This is a genomic window from Collinsella sp. AF08-23, from assembly GCF_003479805.1.
GTDB lineage: Bacteria > Actinomycetota > Coriobacteriia > Coriobacteriales > Coriobacteriaceae > Collinsella.
In genome coordinates, this window is record NZ_QUHV01000016.1 from 31,580 (window position 1) to 54,661 (window position 23,082).

General features: G+C 55.8%; 28 protein-coding genes and 1 pseudogene. 15 read left to right on the forward strand and 14 right to left on the reverse strand.

Annotated elements, in window-relative coordinates; all coding sequences use genetic code 11:
- Window positions 1–67: 67 nt before the first annotated feature.
- Window positions 68–610, forward strand: coding sequence for a hypothetical protein (locus DWV48_RS08440; protein ID WP_118654364.1), 543 nt, complete (start codon window positions 68–70; stop codon window positions 608–610).
- Here DWV48_RS08440 and DWV48_RS08445 read toward each other — a convergent pair.
- On the reverse strand, window positions 582–1,676 hold the full coding sequence (locus DWV48_RS08445) for an asparaginase (RefSeq protein ID WP_118654365.1): 1,095 nt from the start codon (window positions 1,674–1,676) through the stop codon (window positions 582–584). The two genes, DWV48_RS08440 and DWV48_RS08445, sit on opposite strands and share 29 nt — an antisense overlap.
- Window positions 1,677–1,906: 230 nt before the next feature.
- On the opposite strand from DWV48_RS08445, the gene guaA reads away from it, so the two are divergent.
- Entirely contained in the window at window positions 1,907–3,517 is a 1,611-nt protein-coding gene (gene guaA / locus DWV48_RS08450; RefSeq protein ID WP_118654366.1) for a glutamine-hydrolyzing GMP synthase, read from the forward strand.
- Between the two features lie 506 nt (window positions 3,518–4,023).
- On the opposite strand, the gene DWV48_RS08455 is transcribed toward guaA, so the two are convergent.
- On the reverse strand, window positions 4,024–4,437 hold the full coding sequence (locus DWV48_RS08455; protein ID WP_114949426.1) for a helix-turn-helix domain-containing protein: 414 nt from the start codon (window positions 4,435–4,437) through the stop codon (window positions 4,024–4,026).
- 135 nt (window positions 4,438–4,572) lie between these two features.
- Between DWV48_RS08455 and DWV48_RS08460 the strand changes: the two genes are divergently transcribed.
- From DWV48_RS08460 to DWV48_RS08480, 5 genes are all read left to right on the forward strand, one after another.
- Window positions 4,573–4,779: a hypothetical protein gene (locus DWV48_RS08460; RefSeq protein WP_039688987.1), complete on the forward strand. Its 207-nt coding sequence runs from the start codon at window positions 4,573–4,575 to the stop codon at window positions 4,777–4,779.
- The gene (locus tag DWV48_RS08465; RefSeq protein ID WP_118654367.1) at window positions 4,766–5,839 is read left to right on the forward strand and encodes a site-specific integrase; all 1,074 of its coding nucleotides are present in this window, start codon (window positions 4,766–4,768) and stop codon (window positions 5,837–5,839) included. Before DWV48_RS08460 ends, DWV48_RS08465 begins: the two co-directional genes overlap by 14 nt.
- A gap of 2 nt (window positions 5,840–5,841) precedes the next feature.
- Window positions 5,842–6,210, forward strand: a complete 369-nt coding sequence (locus tag DWV48_RS08470) for a hypothetical protein (protein ID WP_114949428.1) — start codon at window positions 5,842–5,844, stop codon at window positions 6,208–6,210.
- Window positions 6,211–6,290: 80 nt separating this feature from the next.
- Window positions 6,291–6,713, forward strand: coding sequence for a hypothetical protein (locus tag DWV48_RS08475; protein WP_118654368.1), 423 nt, complete (start codon window positions 6,291–6,293; stop codon window positions 6,711–6,713).
- A 60-nt stretch (window positions 6,714–6,773) separates the two neighbouring features.
- A complete protein-coding gene (locus DWV48_RS08480; protein WP_118654369.1) occupies window positions 6,774–7,400 on the forward strand; it encodes a restriction endonuclease subunit S in 627 nt (208 codons plus the stop codon).
- On the opposite strand, the gene DWV48_RS08485 is transcribed toward DWV48_RS08480, so the two are convergent.
- Window positions 7,369–7,947: a restriction endonuclease subunit S gene (locus DWV48_RS08485; RefSeq protein WP_158574857.1), complete on the reverse strand. Its 579-nt coding sequence runs from the start codon at window positions 7,945–7,947 to the stop codon at window positions 7,369–7,371. The two genes, DWV48_RS08480 and DWV48_RS08485, sit on opposite strands and share 32 nt — an antisense overlap.
- On the reverse strand, window positions 7,937–8,986 hold the full coding sequence (locus tag DWV48_RS08490; protein ID WP_255413670.1) for an N-6 DNA methylase: 1,050 nt from the start codon (window positions 8,984–8,986) through the stop codon (window positions 7,937–7,939). Before DWV48_RS08490 ends, DWV48_RS08485 begins: the two co-directional genes overlap by 11 nt.
- A gap of 123 nt (window positions 8,987–9,109) precedes the next feature.
- Here DWV48_RS08490 and DWV48_RS08495 point away from each other — a divergent pair, with 123 nt between their 5' ends.
- Window positions 9,110–10,192: an IS1595 family transposase gene (locus DWV48_RS08495; protein ID WP_158574858.1), complete on the forward strand. Its 1,083-nt coding sequence runs from the start codon at window positions 9,110–9,112 to the stop codon at window positions 10,190–10,192.
- Between the two features lie 71 nt (window positions 10,193–10,263).
- Here DWV48_RS08495 and DWV48_RS08500 read toward each other — a convergent pair whose 3' ends face one another.
- Complete coding sequence (locus tag DWV48_RS08500) at window positions 10,264–10,758, reverse strand: nucleotidyltransferase domain-containing protein (protein WP_039689008.1); 495 nt, start codon at window positions 10,756–10,758, stop codon at window positions 10,264–10,266.
- Window positions 10,759–10,846: 88 nt separating this feature from the next.
- Here DWV48_RS08500 and DWV48_RS08505 point away from each other — a divergent pair, with 88 nt between their 5' ends.
- The 3 genes from DWV48_RS08505 to DWV48_RS08515 all read left to right on the forward strand — a co-directional run bounded on the left by DWV48_RS08505 (window position 10,847) and on the right by DWV48_RS08515 (window position 13,246).
- The gene (locus tag DWV48_RS08505; RefSeq protein ID WP_199588941.1) at window positions 10,847–11,065 is read left to right on the forward strand and encodes an N-acetyltransferase; all 219 of its coding nucleotides are present in this window, start codon (window positions 10,847–10,849) and stop codon (window positions 11,063–11,065) included.
- Window positions 11,065–11,952, forward strand: coding sequence for an APH(2'')-If/Ih family aminoglycoside O-phosphotransferase (gene aph(2'')-If, locus DWV48_RS08510; RefSeq protein ID WP_118654373.1), 888 nt, complete (start codon window positions 11,065–11,067; stop codon window positions 11,950–11,952). The genes DWV48_RS08505 and aph(2'')-If overlap by 1 nt, the downstream gene beginning before the upstream one ends.
- Before the next feature lie 844 nt (window positions 11,953–12,796).
- Complete coding sequence (locus tag DWV48_RS08515) at window positions 12,797–13,246, forward strand: hypothetical protein (protein ID WP_117774390.1); 450 nt, start codon at window positions 12,797–12,799, stop codon at window positions 13,244–13,246.
- A gap of 217 nt (window positions 13,247–13,463) precedes the next feature.
- On the opposite strand, the gene DWV48_RS08520 is transcribed toward DWV48_RS08515, so the two are convergent.
- The 5 genes from DWV48_RS08520 to DWV48_RS08545 all read right to left on the reverse strand — a co-directional run bounded on the left by DWV48_RS08520 (window position 13,464) and on the right by DWV48_RS08545 (window position 16,541).
- On the reverse strand, window positions 13,464–13,883 hold the full coding sequence (locus tag DWV48_RS08520) for a YjdF family protein (protein ID WP_118654374.1): 420 nt from the start codon (window positions 13,881–13,883) through the stop codon (window positions 13,464–13,466).
- Between the two features lie 393 nt (window positions 13,884–14,276).
- Window positions 14,277–14,579, reverse strand: a complete 303-nt coding sequence (locus DWV48_RS08530; protein WP_118654375.1) for a hypothetical protein — start codon at window positions 14,577–14,579, stop codon at window positions 14,277–14,279.
- 179 nt (window positions 14,580–14,758) lie between these two features.
- Window positions 14,759–15,667 carry a radical SAM mobile pair protein B gene (locus tag DWV48_RS08535; RefSeq protein ID WP_055252675.1) on the reverse strand — a complete coding sequence of 303 codons (909 nt, stop codon included), beginning with the start codon at window positions 15,665–15,667 and terminating at the stop codon, window positions 14,759–14,761.
- Window positions 15,655–16,344, reverse strand: a complete 690-nt coding sequence (locus DWV48_RS08540) for a radical SAM mobile pair protein A (protein WP_055252677.1) — start codon at window positions 16,342–16,344, stop codon at window positions 15,655–15,657. Before DWV48_RS08540 ends, DWV48_RS08535 begins: the two co-directional genes overlap by 13 nt.
- Window positions 16,341–16,541: a hypothetical protein gene (locus DWV48_RS08545; protein ID WP_118654376.1), complete on the reverse strand. Its 201-nt coding sequence runs from the start codon at window positions 16,539–16,541 to the stop codon at window positions 16,341–16,343. The genes DWV48_RS08540 and DWV48_RS08545 overlap by 4 nt, the downstream gene beginning before the upstream one ends.
- 143 nt (window positions 16,542–16,684) lie before the next feature.
- Between DWV48_RS08545 and DWV48_RS08550 the strand changes: the two genes are divergently transcribed.
- Complete coding sequence (locus DWV48_RS08550; protein ID WP_118654377.1) at window positions 16,685–17,245, forward strand: TetR/AcrR family transcriptional regulator; 561 nt, start codon at window positions 16,685–16,687, stop codon at window positions 17,243–17,245.
- Between the two features lie 268 nt (window positions 17,246–17,513).
- Here the strand turns inward: DWV48_RS08550 and DWV48_RS08555 are convergent, their stop codons facing one another.
- Window positions 17,514–17,867 (reverse strand): cupin domain-containing protein, encoded by a 354-nt coding sequence (locus DWV48_RS08555; protein ID WP_118654378.1) that lies wholly within the window; start codon window positions 17,865–17,867, stop codon window positions 17,514–17,516.
- Between the two features lie 152 nt (window positions 17,868–18,019).
- On the opposite strand from DWV48_RS08555, the gene DWV48_RS08560 reads away from it, so the two are divergent.
- Complete coding sequence (locus tag DWV48_RS08560) at window positions 18,020–18,346, forward strand: helix-turn-helix domain-containing protein (RefSeq protein WP_117820992.1); 327 nt, start codon at window positions 18,020–18,022, stop codon at window positions 18,344–18,346.
- A gap of 77 nt (window positions 18,347–18,423) precedes the next feature.
- A pseudogene (locus DWV48_RS08565) lies at window positions 18,424–18,741 on the forward strand (GyrI-like domain-containing protein); the annotation flags it as partial.
- An 83-nt stretch (window positions 18,742–18,824) separates the two neighbouring features.
- Here DWV48_RS08565 and DWV48_RS08570 read toward each other — a convergent pair.
- From DWV48_RS08570 to DWV48_RS09115, 3 genes are all read right to left on the reverse strand, one after another.
- Window positions 18,825–19,244 carry a YjdF family protein gene (locus DWV48_RS08570; RefSeq protein ID WP_118654379.1) on the reverse strand — a complete coding sequence of 140 codons (420 nt, stop codon included), beginning with the start codon at window positions 19,242–19,244 and terminating at the stop codon, window positions 18,825–18,827.
- A 504-nt stretch (window positions 19,245–19,748) separates the two neighbouring features.
- A complete protein-coding gene (locus DWV48_RS08580; RefSeq protein WP_075844146.1) occupies window positions 19,749–20,711 on the reverse strand; it encodes an Abi family protein in 963 nt (320 codons plus the stop codon).
- A 113-nt stretch (window positions 20,712–20,824) separates the two neighbouring features.
- Window positions 20,825–21,103: a hypothetical protein gene (locus tag DWV48_RS09115; protein ID WP_129583900.1), complete on the reverse strand. Its 279-nt coding sequence runs from the start codon at window positions 21,101–21,103 to the stop codon at window positions 20,825–20,827.
- A 174-nt stretch (window positions 21,104–21,277) separates the two neighbouring features.
- On the opposite strand from DWV48_RS09115, the gene DWV48_RS08585 reads away from it, so the two are divergent.
- Entirely contained in the window at window positions 21,278–22,501 is a 1,224-nt protein-coding gene (locus tag DWV48_RS08585; protein ID WP_118654380.1) for an ATP-binding protein, read from the forward strand.
- Window positions 22,502–23,082: the final 581 nt, after the last annotated feature.

A 23,082-nucleotide genomic window follows, 5' to 3' on the forward strand; every position in this document is an offset into this window, starting at 1 on the left:
GATAAGATGTAAAGTACAGTTTACGTCTGGGCTTGATTGAGGGCGCAGGGGAGGTGCAGAGATCCCAATGAGGCAAAAGCTGTCGTTGACCGTGTTGCATGGTGGGAAATTTGTGCGCGTGCCCAAAGCGCTGGCGATTGGCACCGGCACGAGGGGGTTCACGGTCTCCGAGCGCGATGCAATCGCACGCGCCGCTGTTGCGGGGTTCAAAATCGTCGTGTTCACCGAGCTGTATGGAAGGCAAGCAGCGAAGGAGTTCAACGGGGTTGACGGAGTGTCCATAGCGGTCCCCCGCGATTCGAGGCTTATGCCGGGTCCGCCCTTGACGCGCCGAGCGGCGCGGGTGGAGGCACTGACGACGGTGCTTCAAGGATGGGGTATGGGCTTGGAAGACGTGGTGGCAGTCGGTACCAGCCCCATCGATCGCGACCTGCTCATGGCAGCGGGTGCCCCCATTGCCCTGGAGGGGGCAGGTTATGACGCTTTGGCAGTTGCCGGTCTCAGGTTTTCCGCACGCGAGGCCGACGGCCTTGTGCGGGCGATTGATGCAGCGTGCACGTTGGTCTCGAATTGCAGAGTGCCTACCACTCGTCCACACGATCGTGGTTGATGGGGGTGTAGAACAGGCGCTGCAGCTCTTTGGGCTCGCGCGTTTGTCCAAGGGCCCACATGGTTTTTGCCACAAGTGCCTCGGTGGTCATGTCTCCGCCCTTGAGGACCCCGGGGTGTTCGGCATATGCGCGACCGACCTCGTATACACCAAGGTCAAGGCCTTCTTCGGGCACTTGGGTCGTCATGACGATGGTGCGCCCCGAGTCGACCCAGTCAAAGATCGCCTCTTGGAACGATGAGTTGTCGGCGCCGAGTTCGGGCACGCCCCCCATGCCGAAAGTTTCGAGGATGATGGCGTTGTAATCGGGTTTGAGCAGCTCAAACATGTGCGGGGTGAGACCCGGAGTGAGCTTGAGGACGCACACGCGGTTGTCAACGTGAGTGTAGAAGCGGGGGCCATCTTCGCTTGTGAGGCGCTGGTCAATTGGGGCGCCGGCACCCACGGAGGCGGTGCCCATGGATGCGGCGACTTCGCCTTCGGCAAGACCTGCGGCCACGGCAACGGAACCGCTGCGGATAATCTTGCCTTGCCGCAGGTAGGCGAGGACGGGATAGTTGACGCTGGCGAACGCGTTGAAGCTCATGGTGCGCTGCTTGCGGGCTCGCGTGCCGGCGATGGCGTAGCCGCCAAAGACGATGGAGACGTCGCGTGAGCGGTCGTCTGCCGCGTACACGAGGCTCTGGTACAGGTTGATCTTGGCGTCGGTGAAGGGATTGCCCATGGGCTGCTGGGAGCCGGTGAGTATGATGGGTTTGGGGCTGCCTTGGATAAGGTAGGAGAGCGCCGCGGCGGTATATGCCATGGTGTCGGTGCCGTGCATGACTACGAACCCATCGTGGGCGTCGTAGCCCTCGCGGATGACCTCGGCGATGCGTAGCCAGTCGGCGGGTCGCATGTTGGTGCTGTCGATGTTCATGGGCTGCACGATGTCAAGCTCGTAGAGGCCTTCGATTTGGGGCACGCTGCGTGCGAGTTCCTCACCAGAGAGAGCGGGGGAGAGGCCATTGCCTTCCTCGGCCGAGGCGATCGTGCCGCCCGTGGCAATCAAAAGAATGCGTTTCACGCGTGGGCCTCCTCAACATGGCGGGTTACGACGACTCAGACATTGTAGTGGATGCCGACTGCTGCGAGAGATGCGTTCGCGGATGACGCGAGGAGGTTTTACGAGTCGTATCGGCACAATGTGGCTAAAAACCATGTAAGGATTCTGCGCACGCGCAGCTTGGCGAGTATGATGTACCAATTGGCTAACACGTCTCGCCGTCGATTATGGCGGCACGGTTGGGAGGGTTCATGACCCAGAATGCATCCGAGCGGGCCGCGCAGAAGGTGCTGGTCTTCGACTTTGGCGCGCAGTATGCGCAGCTCATCGCCCGTCGCGTGCGCGACCTGCATGTATATTCCGAGATCGTCCCGTGCGACATCACGGCCGAAGAGGTGCGCGAGATGGCGCCCGCGGCGCTGATTCTGTCTGGCGGCCCCGCGTCCGTGTACGCGGAGGACGCGCCCACGGTCGATCCCGCAATCTATGACCTCGGCCTGCCCATTCTGGGCTTCTGCTACGGCCACCAGGTGACCGCCGTCACGCTCGGCGGCGAGGTAGGCCACTCCGAGATCGGCGAGTACGGCCCCGCCACCATCGAGCGCGACCGCGAGAGCAAGCTCTTCAACGCCACGCCGCTTGAGCAGACCGTGTGGATGAGCCACCGCGACGCCGTCTCCCGCGTGCCCGAGGGGTTCGCCGTGACCGCGAGCACCTTCGTGTGCCCGGTTGCCGCCATGGAGGACGCCGAGCGCCGCATCTACACTACGCAGTTCCACCCCGAGGTCAAGCATTCCGAGTACGGTCAGCAGCTGCTGAGCAACTTCCTGTTTGAGATCTGCGGCCTGGAGCCCAACTGGAGCATGGACAACCTGGTCGAGACCATGACGGCCGAGTTCCGCGAGAAGGTCGGCGACGACCGCGTGATTCTGGCCCTGTCCGGTGGCGTCGACTCCTCCGTCGTGGCTGCGCTGGGCGCCCGCGCCGTGGGCAAGCAGATGACCTGCGTGTTCATCAACCACGGCCTGCTGCGCAAGGGCGAGCCCGAGCAGGTGGAGGAGGTCTTCACCAAGCAGTTCGACGTCGACTTTATCCACGTCCACGCCGAGGACCGCTATGCCGAACTTCTGGCCGGTGTGACCGAGCCCGAGGAGAAGCGCCGTATCATCGGCACGCAGTTCTGGAAAGAGTTCTTCGCTGTGGCCCAGCAGCTCGAGTGCGATGGCAAGCCGGTCAAGTACCTGGCTCAGGGCACCATCTACCCCGACATCATCGAGTCCGGCGCTCGTAAGACGGGCGGCAAGACGGCCACCATCAAGAGCCATCACAACCTGATCCCGTTCCCCGAGGGCGTGCACTTCGACCTTATCGAGCCGCTCGACCACTTCTTTAAGGACGAGGTCCGCGCACTTGGTCTGGCGCTGGGCCTGCCGGGTCATATCGTGTTCCGCCAGCCTTTCCCGGGCCCGGGTCTGGCCATCCGCATCATCGGCGCGGTCGATAAGGAGAAGCTCGAGATTCTCAAGAATGCCGACGCCATCGTGCGCGAGGAGCTCGATGCTTACAACCAGCGTCTGTTTGAGCAGACCGGTGAGCGCAACTCCGAGCACAGCTGCTGGCAGTATTTCGCGGTCCTGCCCGACATCAAGTCCGTCGGCGTTATGGGCGACGAGCGCACCTATCAGCGCCCGATTATCCTGCGCGCCGTCGAGTCCAGCGACGCCATGACCGCCGACTGGGCCAAGCTGCCCTACGACGTCCTGGCCCGCATCTCCGGCCGCATCGTGGCCGAGGTTCCCGGCGCCAACCGCGTGTGCTACGACATCACGTCCAAGCCGCCCGCGACCATCGAGTGGGAGTAGCCGAAGGGTTATTTTGAAACGTCGATTTTCCGTCCGCTGAGTACCGCAGAGTGTCGCAGCGTACGGGAGAAACGCAAAGCCCCCAGCAACTTTGGGGAATAAATTGAACGAGATACCCCCGATTTCAGGTGAAAATCGGGGGTATTTTTTACCCGTTTGACCTGCTGTTTTAGGAAGTTTTACTCCCAATTGCCGTACAGGACGGACATGGCGGCACCCCACGGACGGGGAGTAAAAGGTTTGTTGGGGGAGTAAATTGTCCCAGTTGCCTGTCCCAGCCGATCAAAATGCGCCCCAAAACTCAACTGAAACTCAACGGGGCGAAATATGGTGGCTTTTCAGCAAAACCGCAGGTCAACAATGGGGAGTAAAAATTTACTCCCCCAAGCGATTTCATCGGCTTCAACACGCTTCGAATGGTGGGTTTCAGGCATAAGAAAAGCAGGTGTTTTACTCCCAATTGCGGGGGTAAAGCCACCTGCTCGCGTTTCAGTAAATATTTACTCCTAGAACTTGGCCTTCCAGTCGGCGTATTCCTCCGATGTGATCTCGCCGGATTCCAGCTCGTTTCGCTTCGCAGCCCAGGCCTTGAGCATCTGGGTCGTCTTGGGCGCCTTCTCAGCAGACGCGTCGATAGAAAGACCAGAGCCATCCTCAGCGGGCACGATTCCGAACTCATCCTCCAGCTGCAGAAGGAGGCCCAGAAGGTCACGGGCGTTCTCCACACCGAAGTCCTTCAGGACAAGCGGAGAGATGTCGAGGGCTTCGGCGATGGCTTCGATCTGAGGCTGCTTGGGAGTCCTGAAATCCGTCTCGTAATGGCGGATCGCGCCCTCGGAGACGCCGATCCTCTCACCCAGCTCCCCCTGGTAGAGCCCGCGCAGCTTACGGTAGTGCCTGATCTTCTCGCCAGTCGTCATCTTCCCTCCTGAAAATCTAAACCTCGTAATTCTAGCACCGTACGTAAACGTACGCAATTTCTTGACAGTACGAAACCGTACGATTATGATTCGCTCATATATAACGTACATATTCGTACGATGTTAGGAGGACAAATGAACCAGGAAGAAGGCAAGCCAACCATGCTCAACGCCGAGCAGGTCGCACAGAGGCTGAACATGTCGAAAGGGTTCGCCTACAAGATCATCCAGGAGATGAATGAGGAGCAGATCAAGAAGGGTCGCGCTGTGGTCAAGGGCCGCGTCCGCTCCGATCATTTCGAAGCAAGATTCTTTGCCGGTGATGAAGATGCCCGTATATAGAAGCGAGAACGGAACCTTCTATTCACAGTGCTTCTACCGAGATGGCAGGGGCGCGAAGCGCCATAAGGTCAAGAGAGGCTTTGCCACCGAGCTTGAAGCGCTCATGTGGGAGAAGGACTTCCTTGCTGTCCATAACGGGACCATGGACATGCTCTTCGCGGACTTCGTCGACGTATACGCCACCGAGATCAAGCCTCGAATCAGGGAGCACACCTGGCTGACCAAGGAGTACATGATCAAGGACAAGATCATTCCCTTCTTCGGGAAAATGAGGATGTCCGAGATCAAGCCCATCGACGTCGTCCGCTGGCAGAACCAGCTTATCGACCACAAGGATGCCAATGGCAAGCCGTACTCGGCCACATATCTCAGAACCATCAACAACCAGCTAAATGCCATCTTCAACCATGCCGAGCGCTACTACGACCTGACGGGCAACCCCTGCAGGAAGGTAACGAAGATGGGCTCGAAGAAAGGCGGAGAGATGAACTTCTGGACGAAGCAGGAGTATCTGAGGTTCTCGGAGGCCATCATGGACAAGCCTCTTTCCTTTTACGCTTTCGAGGTCCTCTACTGGACAGGTATCCGCTGTGGAGAGCTCCTCGCCCTCACCCCATCCGATTTCATCTTCGAGACTTCGGAGCTCAGCATCACGAAGTCGTATCAGCGTTTGAAGGGCATCGACACCATCACCGACCCGAAGACTCCGAACTCCGTGCGAAGGATCGCCATGCCCAAGTTCCTCGCCGAGGAGATGAAGGAATACCTGGAAGACTTCAGAGACGACCTCGGTCCCCATGACCGCATCTTCGACGTGACGAAGTACTACTTGACGCACGAGATGGAGCGCGGATGCAAGGAGTCCGGCGTCAAGAGGATCAGGGTCCATGACCTGAGGCACAGCCATGTCTCCCCACTCATCGAGATGGGCTTCTCCGCATTGGCGATCGCTGATCGCGTTGGCCACGAGAGCACCGATATCACCTACCGATACGCCCACCTCTTCCCGAACAAGCAGTCCGAGATAGCCAATGCCCTTGACTACTCCAAGGAGGGCTAGCCATGCCCTGCCCTAACTCCGCACGCAAGAGGTCGAAGACCATGGCTTTCAGGGTGAGCCCGGAGGAATACGAGCAGATCACCAATTTGGCCAAGCTGAGTGGCATGGACAAGCAGGATTTCATCATGGCGAAGCTAATGGACCACGAGATAGTCGTGAAGCCCTCTACGAGGGTCTACAAAGCCCTGAAAGACACGATGGCGGAAATCTACCGGCAACTGCTCAGAATCCGCGCAGGAGGCGAAACCAGCGCCTCCATGGAGGAGACACTGCTGATCCTGTCCACAATCTTCGCCGGGCTCGAATCATCCGAACAACCTGCCGAGATCGATGCTGAGAATCAGAGTGTATGGGATTTGAAAAGAGAGTGAGGGTGTCCGTTCGTGGGGACAAAGGCTAGCAAATTAACGCCGTAAAATCCTCGAAGCGTCCAGGAACGAAAGGAGCGATTATGGATAACAAGCGATGCGAAATCACAGTCGCCTTGTATGGCGATACGTCAGATAGCTCTTCTGTTCCTGATGTGGCTGGAACATCTCCTCAGTATTTCATAGAAGCTTATGCGGTACGCGATGCTCATGATGAGGAATCTGGCTGGCACTACCCTGTCATATTGAGATTTGAGGATACTGACTTCGTGATTAGCTGGCCAGGCCGCAAATCCGACCCCGCCATTAACAAAAACGACGGCGATGCGCGCTTGTTGGTCAAGAATGACCTTGAATCCGATAAAGCAAATCTCGGCTGCTTCTATCTGGCGCGAATCGAATTATTTGATTGCTGCCACGGTGAGCAATTAACTGCTCTCCGGTATTCGATAGATGGTAGATCCATTCAAGTGACCACAGAGGGCCATGCAATTTGCATCTCCTAAACAACGGGTGGCCCCTACAGCCACCCGTTTTGCTTTCATATAAATGATTATTTAGCTGAGATGGCCGATGCCTTGTTCGCTGATGCATTTGGTGATCTTGAAGACAACGCGGTTCTTTCAGATATCGCTAATATCACCATGGGTCAATCACCGGCCGGCACTTCTTACAACGAAGAGGGTGTTGGCACCGTGTTCTATCAAGGTCGTGGAGAGTTTGGATGGCGTTATCCCACGCAGAGATTGTTCACGACAGAACCTAAACGCATGGCCAAAGCGGGCGATGTGCTAATGAGCGTGCGTGCACCAGTTGGGGATCTGAACCTCGCTTACGAAGACTGCTGCATTGGTCGAGGACTTGCAGCAATTAGTTGCGATTACCCGTCATATTGCTTGTATCTCATGAGATCTTTGAGCAAGAAGCTAGATGCGTACAACGGTGAGGGAACGGTGTTTGGCTCAATTAACGGCAAGGCCCTTAAAGGCCTAGAGATTGCGCTTCCCGGAATTGATGACATTGCTACTTTTGAAGCAATGGTTGCGCCGATCGATGCTCAAATCAGGTGCAATGAGACAGAAAGCAGGAGCTTGTCCCAGCTTCGCGACGCGCTTTTGCCCAAGTTGATGTCTGGCGAAATCGACGTCTCGAAGGTTGACCTTACGCAGCTAAATAATCATTTAGCCGATTAATATTGCTGCACTTTTCGTAAATAGCATCGAGAATATGCACAACTTTATTCTGAGTATCAATATCAGGAAGGTTTACTTCGATCTTGGCGATATCGCGGGGATGAACACGAAATACTTTCATTCCCGTGACATACTGCCTGAGCTTGCGCTTAAACAACTCAGTCTGAAGCATGTAATTGATATATGCAGGATTTGCGACATCACAGTTTTCAATACGCATGACGGTGGTTTCTGTGCCAGCTACAATCTCTTCGCCTTCTCCGCCCTTGACCATTAATGCTTTTCCCAAGTCATCGATCGTTTCCGAAGTTAAAACATAAATAATGTCCCCGTCGGAAACGAACTGGTCGGATTTTATTCGCTCATCATCGGAGATGAAAGGGATGGCCTTGGTTGGTTTCTCGATATCGATATATAGATTGTGACCCTTATACAGGTCGCCATAGTGCAGATACTTCCATGGCCCGCAATCAAACATTCTGTCCCTGGGGATGCTTGCTCCTTTGGCGAAAGAGCAAAACTCTCCAATCAAGTAATTAGAGCCCATAGCCGATAGCCTCCAGGTTCTTCTTGATCTGCTCCTGCAGGCGGTTGGACTCATCGAAGCACTTGGCTATCTCGCCGGTCAAACGCGCCATCTTCTCCTCGAAGGGCTCGCCGTCATCCTCGATGTCTGCAATGCCGACATAGCGGCCCGGAGTCAGGATGTAGTCCTGCTTCGCGATGTCTGCGATGCTAGCCACAGCGCAGAAGCCCTTCTCATCCTCGAGGGTTCCCTCATGGAAAGAGTTGAAGGCATCCGCGATCTTCTTGATGTCGGTGTCGGGCTTGAGCTCGCAGAGCTTGCGGCTCACCATGGTGCCGAGCTCGCGCGCGTCGATGAAAAGGGTCTTTCCGGGCTGCTTCTTGTTCTTATTGATAAACCAAAGCGAGACGGGGATCTGGGTGGTGAGGAACAGCTTTCCAGGAAGGGCGACGATGCCGTCGACCAGGTCCGCATCGACGATAGCCTTTCGGATATCACCTTCAGTGCCGGTCTGACTGGAAAGGGAGCCGTTTGCAAGGACCATCGCCATGCGACCCTTGGAGTTGAGGTGCCAGATCATGTGCTGGAGCCACGCGAAGTTGGCGTTGCCAACCGGCGGGATGCCGTACTGCCATCGCACGTCCTCCTCGAGCTTGTCGCCGCCCCAGTCCTTCAGGTTGAAAGGTGGGTTGGCCAGGATGAAGTCGAACTTCTCGCGCTTGTGCTGGTCGTCGAAGAACGTGTCCGCGTAGTTGCCCAGGTCGGCCTCGATGCCGCGGATGGCGAGGTTCATCGTGGCAAGCTTCCAGGTGGAGGGATTCGACTCCTGGCCGAACACGGTGATGTCGTCGCGGACGCTTCCGCCGTGCTCCTTGACGAACTCCGCGCTCTGTACAAACATGCCTCCCGCGCCGCAGCATGGGTCATACACGCGGCCATGGAAGGGTTGCAGGACCTCGACGAGCGTCCTGACGACGCAGCTCGGGGTGTAGAACTCGCCAGCGAGCTTGCCCTCCTGCTCGGCGAACTTGCCGAGGCAGTACATGTAGGTCTCGCCCAGGACGTCGACGTTGTCCTCTTCGTCCGTTGTGTTAGACCGCTTTGGATAAGTGTCCTATGCACAGTACACGCAGCAGGACCCCCAATTGCGACAATTCCATCATCAGGAAAGATGGAGGTTGCAATGGAAGACGTGCTCACCCAGCTGACGAGGCAGTTCCTCCCGCAGATGACGGCTGCCGAGAAGAGCAGGGTCCTGAGATCGCTCAAGGCGCTGATAGACGCGGAGTTGTTCGACCTCGCGGCAAGCGAGGGGGCGGAAGACGATCCCGACAGAGCCTGCCCCTGGTGCGGCTCCCCGCATTACGTGAAGAGGGGGCGAGACGGGCGCGGCCGTCAGCGGTTCCTCTGCCGAGGGTGCGCCAGGACCTTCACCGACGCCACCATGCGCATCTTCTCCACCACCAAGCTCGACAGGTCGGCCTGGATGAGGTTCGCGGAGTGCCACGTGGACATGCTCCCGCTGCGCGAGTCGGCGGAAAAGTGCGGCGTGTGCCTCAAGACGGCGTTCTTCATGCGCCACAGGCTGCTCGAGGCCATGGCCAAGCGCATGCCCGCCTTCCGCGTGGAGGCCGGCGGCGGGGCCGAGCTCGACGAGTGCTTCTTCAGGGAGAGCTTCAAGGGAAACCGCTCCAGGTCGGAGTCCGGCGTGCCCAGGAAGCCCCGCGCAAGGTCGCAGGGAACCGACGGGCACGAGAAGATATGCGTGCTCACCGGCATCAACGACGCCGGCGACATCTTCTACGAGATCGCGGGGAGGGGCGGCCTCGACGAGGCGGCAGCCAGGGAGCTGCTCGCCGACAAGCTCGCGGTCGGCGCGATAATCTCGACGGACCGTGCGCACGTGTACCGCCGCGTCCTGCCCGCCCTCGGCGTCGGCGAGCACATCGCCAGCAAGAGGGAGGAGCACGCCATCAACAGGGTGAACAGCCTCCACTCCCAGATGAGGCACTTCATCGGCAGGTTCCGGGGCGTCTCCACGAGACGCCTCGAGAACTACCTCGCCTGGTTCAAGTGGACGTGGTGCTTCAAGGTCCGCAGGAGCGCGGACGAGCTCGCCGAGCTCATAGTGAGGCAGGCGGCCCGCGGCACGTACGAGAAGACCTGGCGCCAGTACAAGGTGACCCCCTATCCGTTCTACGAGTACTGGATCAAGCAGGCGAAATGGGACTCGCGTGCGCGGAGGGCCATATACGGCGTGGCGTGATGTCCAGGGCGGTCTGGCGCAGCGCATCTGCGGCAAGCGCTGAAGTCGTGACCCGATGCAAAAAGCAACAGCTAGCGATATTCTTCGGGAACGTCGAAACCGTACTCACGGCATAGGAGCATGACATCGTGGACGTCGTGCTCGTCATGCTGATAGCCCAAGTGAAACAACAGCTGGCTTTCGGGGTCGATGCACGACACCTCCACCTCGCCGATGCGCCCCCTCCCCGAAAAGACCTCCCCGGGAAAACGATCTCCCTGATACAGAATATCGCCATTCTCGGCGAAATCGAAGCAATGCAGGTCGACGATGCGCCCCGCCTCGTCTTGCCACACCGTGTGATCTTCGGTGGTGAAAGATGCAGCCACCTCGGAAAACCCCTCATCAGCAATTAGATCCACGAACCTTTGGTAATCCCCGCGCTGAACGAACAGGTCGATGTCGTTATGAGCCCTGGTCTCACGCCCGACAAGCGCATCGACGCCCCAGCCGCCATCAAGATATACGCCAATGCCCGCACCTGCGGAAAGGCCGATTATCCAACACGCATCATCCTTGGTGACCATAGGAGCTCCTTCGCTTTCGCCTGCTATTTAAGCAAGAAAGATTATAGGAAAAGTCCCAGTATCCAAAGTGGTCTAACACAACGAATGCATGGGACATACAAACCCCCTGCAACCATTTACTATAGGTTATGGAACGGGTTTAATATCATTTGCTCGTGATTATGCTAAAACTATTGATTGTTATAAAATGTATTTAATAACGAATAGAAGCAATATTTCTGCTTGTAAATGTTATGAAAAAGCAGGAGGAATAAATAAAGTAGATGATGAAATTATTTATGTGTATGATTTTAAGGAGAAAAACTAATGGATATAAAAAAGATAATAGAAGAAAAATGCAATATAGTTGTTGATAGTATAAAGTTGATTGGTGAGGGTTATGACAGCAAAGCATACATTGTAAATAATGAATATGTTTTCAAAATCAAATTTAGTGCTAATAAGAAAAAAGGGTATGAAAAAGAAAAAGCAATATATGATTTTCTAAACAAAAAATTAAATACAAATATTAAAATACCAAATATAGAATATTCATATATAAGTGAAGAATTATCTATTTTAGGATATAAAGAAATTAAAGGAACTTTTTTAACACCAGAAATATATTTTGCCTTATCAAAAGAAAAGCAAGAATTATTAAAGCAAGATATTGCTATGTTTTTAAGACAAATGCACGATTTAGATTATAGTGAAATAAGTTCATATACGATAGACAATAAACAAAATGTTTTAGAAGAATATCAATTACTTAAAGAAACAATATATGATAGTCTTACTGATATTGAAAAACAATATGTAGAAGAATTTATGCAAAGATTAAATAGTACAACTATATTTGATGGTAAAAAATGCTTATGCCATAATGATTTTAGTTGTAATCATTTATTACTTGATGATGAAAATAGATTATGTGGTGTAATAGATTTTGGAGATTCTGGAATTATAGATGAATACTGTGATTTCATATATTTGCTAGAAGATAGTGAAGAAGAAATTGGCGTGTCTTTTGGAGAAGATATATTAAGATTATACGGAAATATTGATATTTCAAAAGCAAAGGAATATCAAGATGTTGTAGAACAATATTATCCAATAGAAACTATTGTATATGGTATTAAAAATAATAGACCTGATTTTATAGAAAAAGGTAGAAATATGCAGACACGAGATGTTGGGAGATTTTTCAGCGGATAAATATTTGAATTTAGAAAACTTACAAAAATCATCTTGACAAACTCGTTCCCGAGGGTTCCGAATTCCCAGGAAGGTATTTCTCTTGGAAAGAAAGTGACTACTGCTTCAAAGTCGGAGAGGGGATCTACTTCAACCCAGGCAGCTCCACTTCGGTAAAAATTGAAACTCTCAAAATCATTTTTGAGGCAGCGGGCATTGATTGCTTCGGAACTTTTGATTGAACTGTACAAGTCGAAGACCGAGGATCCCGATTAGCTACCAGGGGAGGGTTTGGTGGAGTTCGCTCTACCCCGCCCTCCCTTGGTTATATAATGCCAAGCAGAGCTAAATTTTTACACGAATCGCCGTGACCCCCGTGACCCCAGAGATTGACCCAGATAACCCGAAAAACCGTGACCCAAATTTGACCCCATGGATTTTCGTCAATTTTTGAGACTGGGTATAAATTGGGCGAACTAGAACAAACTGCGACAAACTGGAACAAACTGGAGAGAATTTTTAACTATTGAGTGGGAATAGAAAATTCCTTAGTTATGGGGGTATTAATTTGATTTCCTTTAGGATACACCCCCATAACTATATGAATTGACCTGCTGACTCCAATGAAGATTGGAGGGCAACGGCCAGGGGTGACGGCCCAGCGAGTGTTATTTTGCGAGCTATGCGCGTTGAAAGCGACCTTTCGTGGTATAAACTGCTTGCCGGAAGCCGCGGCTTTCAGAGTACGGCTTACGTGTACGTTTAACCTCCGTGGGCGACGGGGTGCCGCAAGGCGTAGAATATCGCCCACCTGTAGGGGCCTGCAGCGATGCGGGCCCCGCTTCGTATGAAGGGGGCGCAACCGGTGAAGGTCGTATCCATCTCCCAGGACTTCTTCGACCTCGTCGAGGGCGACCGCGAGCTCATGCTTAAGCACAATCTCCCCTGCATCGTGGTGGTGAGGCTGCGTTTCCGCGGGAAGCGCAGGGACTTCGCCGTACCGCTGCATTCCAACATCGCCCCCAACGTGCCCAAAGACCAGTACTTTGCGTTGCCACCCCGCCCCACGACGCGCCCCGGCTGCCGCCACGGCATCCACTACATCAAGATGTTCCCCATAACCAAGTCCTACCAGCGCCGCTTCAGGACCGAGGGCTCGGCCTACTACGAGACGCTCCAGCGCATCATCGACGGCAACACCAAGCGCATTGTCTCCGAGTGCCAGGCGTACCTCGACCGCTACGAGCGCGAGGGAAGGCCCCACTTCGCCGTCGACATCGACCGTATCGTGGGGCTGCTGGAGGGCGAGAAGTAGGGCACTTCGGCTCAGTCTCGAGCCATGTGGAGTCGCTCCGCATTTTTGAACGCCGCGTGTGCGTCCCAAATACTTGAGAAACTTGAGAAACAAGCTGTGAAGTGCAGTGGCTCGCCCGTGCCCGTGCATAGCCGTCACCATTAGCGTCTACGCGGCGTCGGCTTCAAGTGGAACTGGCCCCACTGCTGTATATGGTTTGCCTTGCTGCACATGGCGATCAATGCCCGCGATGCTTCTGCTTGCGCTTCAGCTTTCGCTGCTCGAAGCGCGCCTCCGCCTCATCCGCGCGACGCTGGCTTCTTGCTTGAGCCGACTCCCGCTTCATCGCTTCCCGCTGTGCTGCGAGCGCCTGTTGTGCCTTGGTGCTCACCGCGGGCCGCTTAAGGGCTTTCGCTGCCTCGCGAGCGCGTCGCTTGGGATTCTTCGCGGGCTTGCTTGTTTCCGTGGCCTCGTCACCGAAGAACGTGAGCTTCGCCCATTTGCTTGTAACGAATTGCAGGATTTCCTCATCGGACGGTTCCGCGCCGAAGACGATGCGGGCGGCGCCGTATCTGCCGTCCTCGACATGCTCCGCCAGCCCGACCCAGAATTGGCCGTCATGATATACGGTCAGGGTGGATGACACGCTGATCTGCATGGTTGGTTCCTCCTTTATGTAGATGACCATGCAGAGAAGGGACAACCAAGGAGGCAGGTTACTGATGCGGACTCCCGCACGCCCACGACTACCCGACGGGGACTGTGTTTTCATCTCTGGTGGTTGGATTGTAGCATGAGCGAATGCGCATTGACCTCGCTGCCGGCATGCTGTGACTGGTCGAGGGTTTTACCAGGAATGGGGAAAGCCGGCACAGGAGCTGCGCCCGGGCGATGTGGTCAACATCGCCCCGGGGGTGAAGCATTGACACGGAGCCGCGCCCGACGGCTGGTTCTCCCATCTCGCGCTGGAGGTTCCGGGCGAGGAGACCTCCAACGAGTGGTTGGAGCCTGTGAACGACGAGGATTATCTCAAAGCGACTAACAAAGAGGCTTAAGCACCGTCGCCCACCCGCGCCGCCGAGAGCAGTGCGCCCAAATCGGCCTGGATTGCCTCCGCCTTGCTTCCGAGCTGCAAGGGGGCTGAGTCGCCCGAGATGTTTACGCTCAACAGATGCACATCCGGCAGCTTTGCGGCCATGCTCCAGAACGGGAGCGTGATGATGCCGGGGGTCATCTCGCCCACGCCAAGCTCCAGCAGCAGCACGCGGCCAGCTCCGCGCTCGTGCACGAAGCGCTCGTATCGTCCGAGGCTCTCGCGCCATGTCGCACCCTGCAGAAACGTGTCGTCGCGCACCCACGGTACAAGATACTGATTTTCCGTGCGAAAACGCTCATGCCGCTAAATTGAGCGACCGCCTGTACTGCAGCGGGATCATCCGCCCGAGCGATCCCTTAATCCGTCGCCCGTTGCGCCAATCGGCAGAAGCCACGCGTGGACGCTAATCGCTCGAGCGAATCGTCGTCGGTTTCCGTTTAACGATTTCTTTTTCCGCTATTATCTGACCCTCGGACTTCCTCGTGATAGAAGTAGTCCACGATCACCGGATGCCCCTGGGGGACTCTGCCATAAGGCATTTCGTTGTCCACAAAGGGGCAATCGTACTTCTTGGCCATTTCCTCGGCTTTTACTTCAAGCGCTTCAAAATAGCTACGGTTGCGCTTGTTATAGATCTCATCGTAAAGCGGTACGAGATTGGGATGTTTCTCGGCGATATAATCCAGGATTGCTTTTTTGAAACCACCCCGAAGATTGAGATTTTCGAGCCAAAACAAATCGCACCGATCCTTTACTCGCTCAAAAATCATCTCAAAATCCGTGATGCCGGGAAATACCGGGGACACGAAGCAGACCGTACGGATACCTTCGTCATACACCTGCTTCATAGCAGCGATACGACGCTCGATGCTCGACGCGGAGTCCATATCGTTCTTGAAGTTCTCATCCAGCGTGTTGATCGACCATGAAACGGTCACTCGTCCAAGCCTCTTCAGCAGATCGATATCCCGTACCACAAGATCGGACTTTGTGCAGATCAGAATATCTGCATCGCTGCCAATCAGCTGCTCCAGGAGTTTCCTGGTATTCCCGAATCGCTCCTCCTGTGGATTGTAGCCATCCGTCACAGAACCGATAACCACCCGCTGTCCAGCGTATTTCTTCGGATTCTTGATTTCCGGCCAATGCTTCACATCAAGAAAGGTGCCCCATTCCTCCTTGTGTCCGGTAAAGCGCTTCATAAAGGAGGCATAGCAATACTTGCAGGCATGCGTGCAGCCTACATAGGGATTGACCGAGTAGCCGCCTACCGGCAGGCTGGACTTGGTCATGATGTTCTTTGCTTCCACCTCATTGATGAGGATTCCATCGATCACTTCCGCCATGTTCTCTGTACCTCCAGCACTCTTTCGAATTCTTCCGGCAATTCCTGGATCATGTTTTCGTCCCCTATGACAGAGACGAGGTCTTCCTTCATAAACATTGGAATGCCAAGCGCGTGCGCCTGGTCCGTCAAAGACCATGCCCACTCCGGTTCCGTATGAACCTTCCTGCTCTGCGCCCCGGTCATGGTACCGACGACGATCCAGTTGATTCCGGAAAGGTCGACCGTACCGGGATCGTCGAATAGCGGCTCAAAAGTAACGAAGAAGTGATTTGCTTTGACGTTTTTCCGAAGGGCGTCGATACGCCACAGCTCCGCTTTCCTCGTCACCGTAACGCCGAACCATGCGTTTTCCAGGTCGGTATCTAAATCCAGCAAATCGGGTCTCTTGGTCAGGAACAGGAACTGATGCTGTGGATTCTCATGGATCTTTGCAAATACCTCGTCTCGCCATTCCAGCTTCCACCCGGAGAGATCGCTCATGCCGGTAAGGAGAAAGTTCTGCGGGCGTTTCTTTTCCATCATCTTGAGCTTGCTCGGGAAGAACGCAGGATCAGCGAAGTCGTCAATCATATGCCAACGTTTCACATTGTTACGGGCATAGCAATATGGACACCCCACCGTGCACCCGATGACGATATTCATATTCTGAATCTGATTTTTGATGCAGATGCTCATAACGCCTGCCTACCTGCCTCTCCCGTAAACACGCAATCAGCCTCCCCCACCTTGCGGGCAAAAGCCTCGATATCTTGCTTGCAAGCAGCAGGCTCGCAATCGCTCAAATCGTATGACGTGCCGCCGTTTCGATAGACGGCCCGATGGGAAAACGATCGGCTGACAAGCCCGATGCCGAGCTTCTCGTACAGGGTCATCCGTGCTCCCTTTCAGCTATTATAAACAGGTGTCTATAAACAGTATCCTTGTTGATTTTCGTAGGGGCAATGAACAAACGCGTGCACCTGTCGATAAACGAACAGCTACTGGACATTGTCAAACGACTCAGATTGGAGAGGCGATGGGAGAAACCAAGATCGACCGCCGGCGGCGCTACACCCTCTCGATCATACAGGAGGCGTTCTTCGCGCTGCTGGCCGAGGTCGGCTTCGCGAAGATGACGGTGGCGGACATCTGCCGCCGCGCCGATATCAACCGCGGCACGTTCTATCTGCACTACGAGGACAAATTCGCGCTGCTCGACGCGCTTATCGACGAGGCCCTGGCGGCGGCACCCCCACTCGAAGGAACGGAAGCGGGGGCCCTCTGCCAGCGCCCGCCGGCAAACGAGGACTATTATCTGCTCTACTTGGATGACGACGCGTATGCCCGCGTGGCACAGCACGTCGTCGAGCGCGGCGCCGAGCAAATGGTTCCCTCGATCATGGAGAAGACCGGGCTTTCGCACGAAGACGCCTACCTGCTCTTCGTCCACAACGTCCAGGGAAATCTCGCGGTCAACCGCCTGCTCGGTTGGAGGCGAGGGCCTGAGTTCGCCCATGCACAGGAGCTGCTCGGCGCCTATTCCGAAGGAGGCATGCGAGCGGTGTCAAGTCGCCACGATTCCCGTAGCTCATCTTAAGCGTAGGCCCATTCTGGGCAGGCGGCGCGTATCTCCAACTCCATGCGGGCCTTCTGCTCCTCGAACACGGCCTTGCGTCAAGCGAAAACCCGGCAGGGCCCGAGTTTTGCGCAGCAATGCCCAGCTTCGTGCGGATATACGGCAAGAACGCATCGGAGAAACCCATCCCTGCAAAAGGCAGAGACAACGACGATGATACCGTGGGCATTGTCAAGGTAGAACACCTCAAAGATGGGGTTAGTAGCCTTGCCGTATTCCCGAATCAGAATTAGCACATAATGGCGTCGTCGGCGGTGAAGGCGCCGAGGGAGCCCTGCTTGACCTGGATGCAGACGTAGGTGATGCCCGAGTCGGCCGCGGCGCGGAACCTGCGGCGCGCAGCGGGGGAGATGCGCAGCCAGTCGCCGACTGCAAGCTCGATATCCTCATCGTCGATGGTGACCGTGCCAGCGCCCTCGAGCACGCCGTAGATTTCCTCGTTTTCCTTGTGCGCATGGACGAACGGAACGTCGGCGCCGGCGGGAAGCTTGTTGATGCTCACCTCTGCCCCGGTGAGGCCGAGCGCCTCGTGCAGCTCGACGCGACCTTCGTCACCAGTGCTGGTCTTCGCGTAATTAACCATAGTAGTTCCTCTCTCAGAGAACCGATTTGCCTTGCGGGCATATCCCGCTTGAGCTATATTTCACGTGATAGTGCATGCAAAAGCGAGTACGCACTTATTTGTAACTACGTATTTTTTTGTGAAACCGGCGCGATCAAGAAGGAGGGCCTCCCGTGATGGCCAAAGAGGAACTTCCGGAGTGTCCGGTAGCGACGGCGGTGGCGCTCATCGGCGGCAAGTGGAAGCTGCTCATCATTCGCAACTTGCGCAAGCGGCCCTGGCGCTTCAACGAGTTGCGCCGCGACCTTGAAGGCATCTCTCAGAAGGTGCTTACCGACAGCCTGCGCCAGCTGGAGGATGACGGCCTCGTCTTTCGCCACGACTATGGTGAAAACCCTCCCCGCGTTGAGTACGGGCTCACCGAGCTCGGCCGGCAAATGATGCCCGTTATAGACTCGCTCGCAGACTTCGGCGCCTATTACAAGGCGATTGTTCCGTAGCAGACGCGTCACTCGGCGGCACTCGCTTCACGACGGCGTGGGAAACGAGGCGCTGCTGGAGCGGCAAAATGCCGAACATCCGCCCACCCGATTTCGTCACCCGAGAGGACTTCGACTGGGCCGTTTCGGAAGCTGCCGCCAAGAAGAAGCTGGACTTCTCGGCGGTCGAGCTGCTGAGGGTCGGCGAGGGCTTTTGCGTTCAGTGCATGCACACCGGGCCTTACGACGGCGAGCCGGCGACCATAGACGCCATGCGCGCATTTGCAGCGGAGGAGGGCTACGCCCCCGATTTCTCCGAATCCCGTCTCCATCACGAAATCTACCTCTCCGACCCGCGCAAGTGCGCGCCGGAGAAGCTCAAGACCGTGATCCGCCATCCTATAAAGTTGATTTAGCGAAACGAGCGACGCAATAGATAGCGGTGTCGGTTCAAATGGAACCGACACCGCTTCTGTATGAGGCTTGCTGCAAATGGCGATCAATGCCCGCGATGCTTCCGCTTGCGCTTCAGTTTTCGCTGCTCGAAGCGCGCCTCCGCCTCATCCGCGCGACGCTGGCTTCTTGCTTGAGCCGATTCCCGCTTCATCGTCTCCCGCTGATTCGCGAGCGCCTGCTGCGCCTTGGTGCTCATCGCCGGCTGCTTGAGGGCTTTCGCCGCCTCGCGGGCGCGTCTCTTGGGGTTCTTCGCGGGCTCGCTCGCCTCCGCGGGATCGTCACCGAAGAACGCGAGCTTCGCCCATTTGCTTGTAACGAATCGCAGGATCTCCTCATCGGACGGTTCTGCGCCGAAGACGATGCGGGCGACGCCGTACCTGCCGTCCTCGACATGCTCCGCCAGCCCGACCCAGAATTGGCCGTCGTGATATACGGTCAGGGTGGACGACACGCTGATCTGCATGGCTGGTTCCTCCTTTATGTAGATGACCATGCAGAGAAGGGACAACCAAGGAGGCAGGTTACTGATGCGGACTCCCGCACGCCCACGACTACCCGACGGGGACTGTGTTTTCATCTCTGGTGCCCGCATTGTAGCACGCGCGGATTCACGATGTTGATTGCCGGCGCCTAGACGGAGATGAAGGCGGTTCGATCTAGGTCAAGCCGGTCGCTCGTTCATGAAGCGGCCGATTCCCTGAAAATAAAAGGCGCCCACGAGGACACCTACAGGCTATCTTCGAACTACTTGGTTGGGGCAGACGGAGGAAAAAAATAGGGTAGAATCGCTCTCACGATCCCGCCCCGCAAACCCGAGGGTTTCTAACTGGCTCCATTATTCCGGGCTTCTCAGTTCTGTCATTGACCCAGGTATCATCCGTCTCCTATAGCGAGTGAATATAAAAATAGGGCAGAGTCGCTTGCGCAAGTCCGCCCCTAAAACCGTGAAGGTTTTGCTATCTGCAGGCTATTCTACCAACCCGAGCGATTCTGTCAACCTGCGAAGGAACTCGAGCGCGGAGCGAGCTGCGGCGTCGGGCCCCTTGTCGGGCAGCGCCTCGGTTTCGCCGTCGGCCCTGGCGAACATCTCGGCGAGCTCGGATGCGGCGCGCGAGCGCGAGGAGCCCTCGGGTACCAAGCCGGAGTGCGCCACGAGCACGGTCGCGACCTCCTGCATGGCCGTATTCCCCATCCACTTCCTCCTGGTCGCCTTGGGAATCCCCACGGCGGCGACCCTTCGGGAGACGCCGCTGGACGCCGAGCCCCGGGCGGCGCCCCTCTCGGCGAAGCAGTTGATCAGGCACGAGCCGTGCGCGGCGCAGTTGCGGACGGACTTCACGCGCTTGAGGTCGTAGTGGGAGGCCTCGAGGCGCCTGTCGCCCCATCGCCTGGCGCAGAAGCGCACGAAGTCGATGAGGGTGCCGAACGAGGTGAGCTCAAGGAAGGCCCAGGCAGGCATGTCGCCGGAGTACTTCGCGTAGAGGCTCGAGCTGTAGGGGCTGCGGCCGCTCATCTTGAGCTCGCGCAGGCGGTACTCCCTGTTTGCAGTGGTAAGCGATGCCATGTAGTCGGCCACGATGGCGTAGCCGTCCTCTCCACGGTCCTCCATCTCGCGAAGCAGTGTCACCTTCTGGAAATGCTCGATGTCGAGCGTCATGCCGAGCAGGGCGTGGCGCAGCTCCTGGTCGAGCGCCGCGAGCAGGCGCAGCTGGCCGAAGTCGAGGTCTACGTAGCGGCCGTCGCGCGGGCCTCCCTCGTATTTCGAGAAGAGTTTGCGGTAGGATGCGAGCTTGAAGAAGTTGCACTTGTCGCGCAGGTAGTCCGCGGCCTCTTCCTCGGAACACAGTTCGAAGGCTACGCCCTTCTGCTTGAGGTGCTCTATCTGCTGCTCGATCGTGAGGATCGGCTTCCTATCGTGGGGTTCGGCCATGCTCGGACTCCTGTCATTGATTTGAGAATCCTATTCTACCAGCATGTTTGCCCTGAATCCTGAAGGCCCGTTCGCCAACTCATAAGCAAGCCACCTGAGACTACTCACTTTGTTCACGAATGGCGAAGACCTGCGACCTGGGGTTTTGCAAATGGCGCGCAAGCCACCCGCGTTAATTCACTTGCGATTGCAGCTGGCGGCTTGCGGGCAAAAGGGCGGTTGAGTTTCAAAACGGGCGTTTTCGGCGCCATCGAGCCTCCAAAGGCGACCCGCCGCGCACTTTGGGACAAAAACAAAAACTCAAAGCCCTGAGTTTGAAAAAAGTTTTTGAGGTTGTCCCAGCTTTTGTCCCCGAAGCCGACGAAACGCGACATCGCGTCATTCGGCGGCACGCGTTCCGTGTCGATGCCGAAAACTGGGTGTAACTGGAGTGACGGGACGGCAGAACCGACGCCATCGAATGGGAATAAGGTTTAAGGAACCAACTTCTGAAAAATCAAAAATATTAGTGTCTTAACTGACGATTATCGCCTCCTCTGATAAACTAGGCAGAGGAGGCGGTTTACATGAAACTGTACCATCGCGAGCAATATCTGAAAAAGATTCGACCGTTCTACGATGACGATCTAATCAAGGTAATCACAGGTATTCGTCGCTGCGGCAAATCGTGCCTCATGGCAGCGATTGCCGAAGAACTAAGAAATCGCGGCGTCGAAGATAAGGACATCATCTACCTCGATCTTGATAAGCGCGGAAACCGCTCGATTAAGACGCCTGAGCAGCTGGAGAAAAAAATCGAGTCGCTTCTGGCTGACAACGACTTCAAATACCTCTTCATCGATGAGGTGCAGAACGTCCGAGACTACGAGGAGGTCGTGAACGCCTACAACTCGGATGGCGGCTTCTCGATATTCATCACAGGCTCCAACTCGTATCTGCTGTCTGGCGAGCTGATGACCAAGCTCACGGGCCGATACGTGGAGTTCGAGATGTTCACCCTGTCCTTTTCCGAGTTCCTCGATATGAAGAGGTTCATGGGCAAGGCGGTCGGTGACGCGCGAATCGAATTTGACGAATATCTACGCTATGGCGGGTTTCCTCGGTCTCTGGAATACGAAGATCCCGAGGCAAAGGCTCGCTACATCGAGGATGTCGTTGGGCAGATCGTCGACAAGGACATCAGGTCTCGCAACAAGATCCGGAACATTGATACGTTCAACCGTGTCATGACCTACGTCATCAACAACTATGGTGCGCCAACGAGCCTCACCAACCTTCATGACTATTTCACTAAGACGGAGCGCATTGCCGTCGAGCGGCGGACGATCGCCTCCTACATCCAGATGCTCGTTGACGCCAAGGTGCTCTACAGATGCGAGAGATTCGACCTTAAGTCCCGCAAATCGTTGCGTGGCGAGGAGAAGTACTACCTTGCGGATCCGGGTATCTATTTTGCGCGCAACATCGATGTCCGGTTGAATTACGGGCCCTCGTTGGAAAACGCCTTGTACATCTATCTCCGCTCGAGGGGATATAAGCTATCCGTAGGCCGCATCGGGAAGCTGGAGTGCGACTTCATCGCCCGCAGGCGCAACGCCTATGCCTACATCCAGGTTTCGATGACAATTGCCGATAGGAACGTGGAAGAGCGTGAGTACAGGCCATTCGGCTACATCAGGGACGGGTATCCGCGATACCTTTTCACGCTTGATCCCCTGCTGCAGGAGAGAGACGGCGTCAGGCACCTTAACATGGTGTCGTTCATAAAAGACGGTGCAGACCTGATTTGAGTGGAGGCCGGATTCCCTTTCTCCCTGGCGCGTGATAGGCGTGAGTATCAAATGAGGATCATCGACTTACGAAAAGTCAGCAGGTTGAGAACTCACACTGAAGGTAACGAACTTTTGACCAGTGGTTTCTGTTGTCGAGCGGGAGTAGTCCCGGGTGGTTTCCCCATGAGTCACGGAACGGGCTGGGGGCTTTGCTTGCGTCCAGATCGATTTGCGCGCGTTCGAACTCCTGTGCGGGAAATGATATGAAGTGAATGACTTTCCGCCAGGAGGGCTTCCGAGTGCCGGGGCGTATCCCTCGGCATTTTCTTATCCGAGAGAATCCCGCGATAGCCCCACGCTACGCTCAGAACCACTGCTCGCCGAGCAGCCACCTCGCGAGGTCCAGCACGAGAACGCCCTCCCGGGTATAGGGCTCATGCCTCGTGCGGGCGATGAGAACCTTCGGGAACGCGTCCCTGATGGACAGAAGCGGCGCGAGCTCCCTCTCGAGCGTCGATTCGGAGCTGATGTCGTCACTTGCCTGGATGTAGACGAGCTCCGCCCATTACAGTCTGAAATAGGCCATCGATAAATTTCGA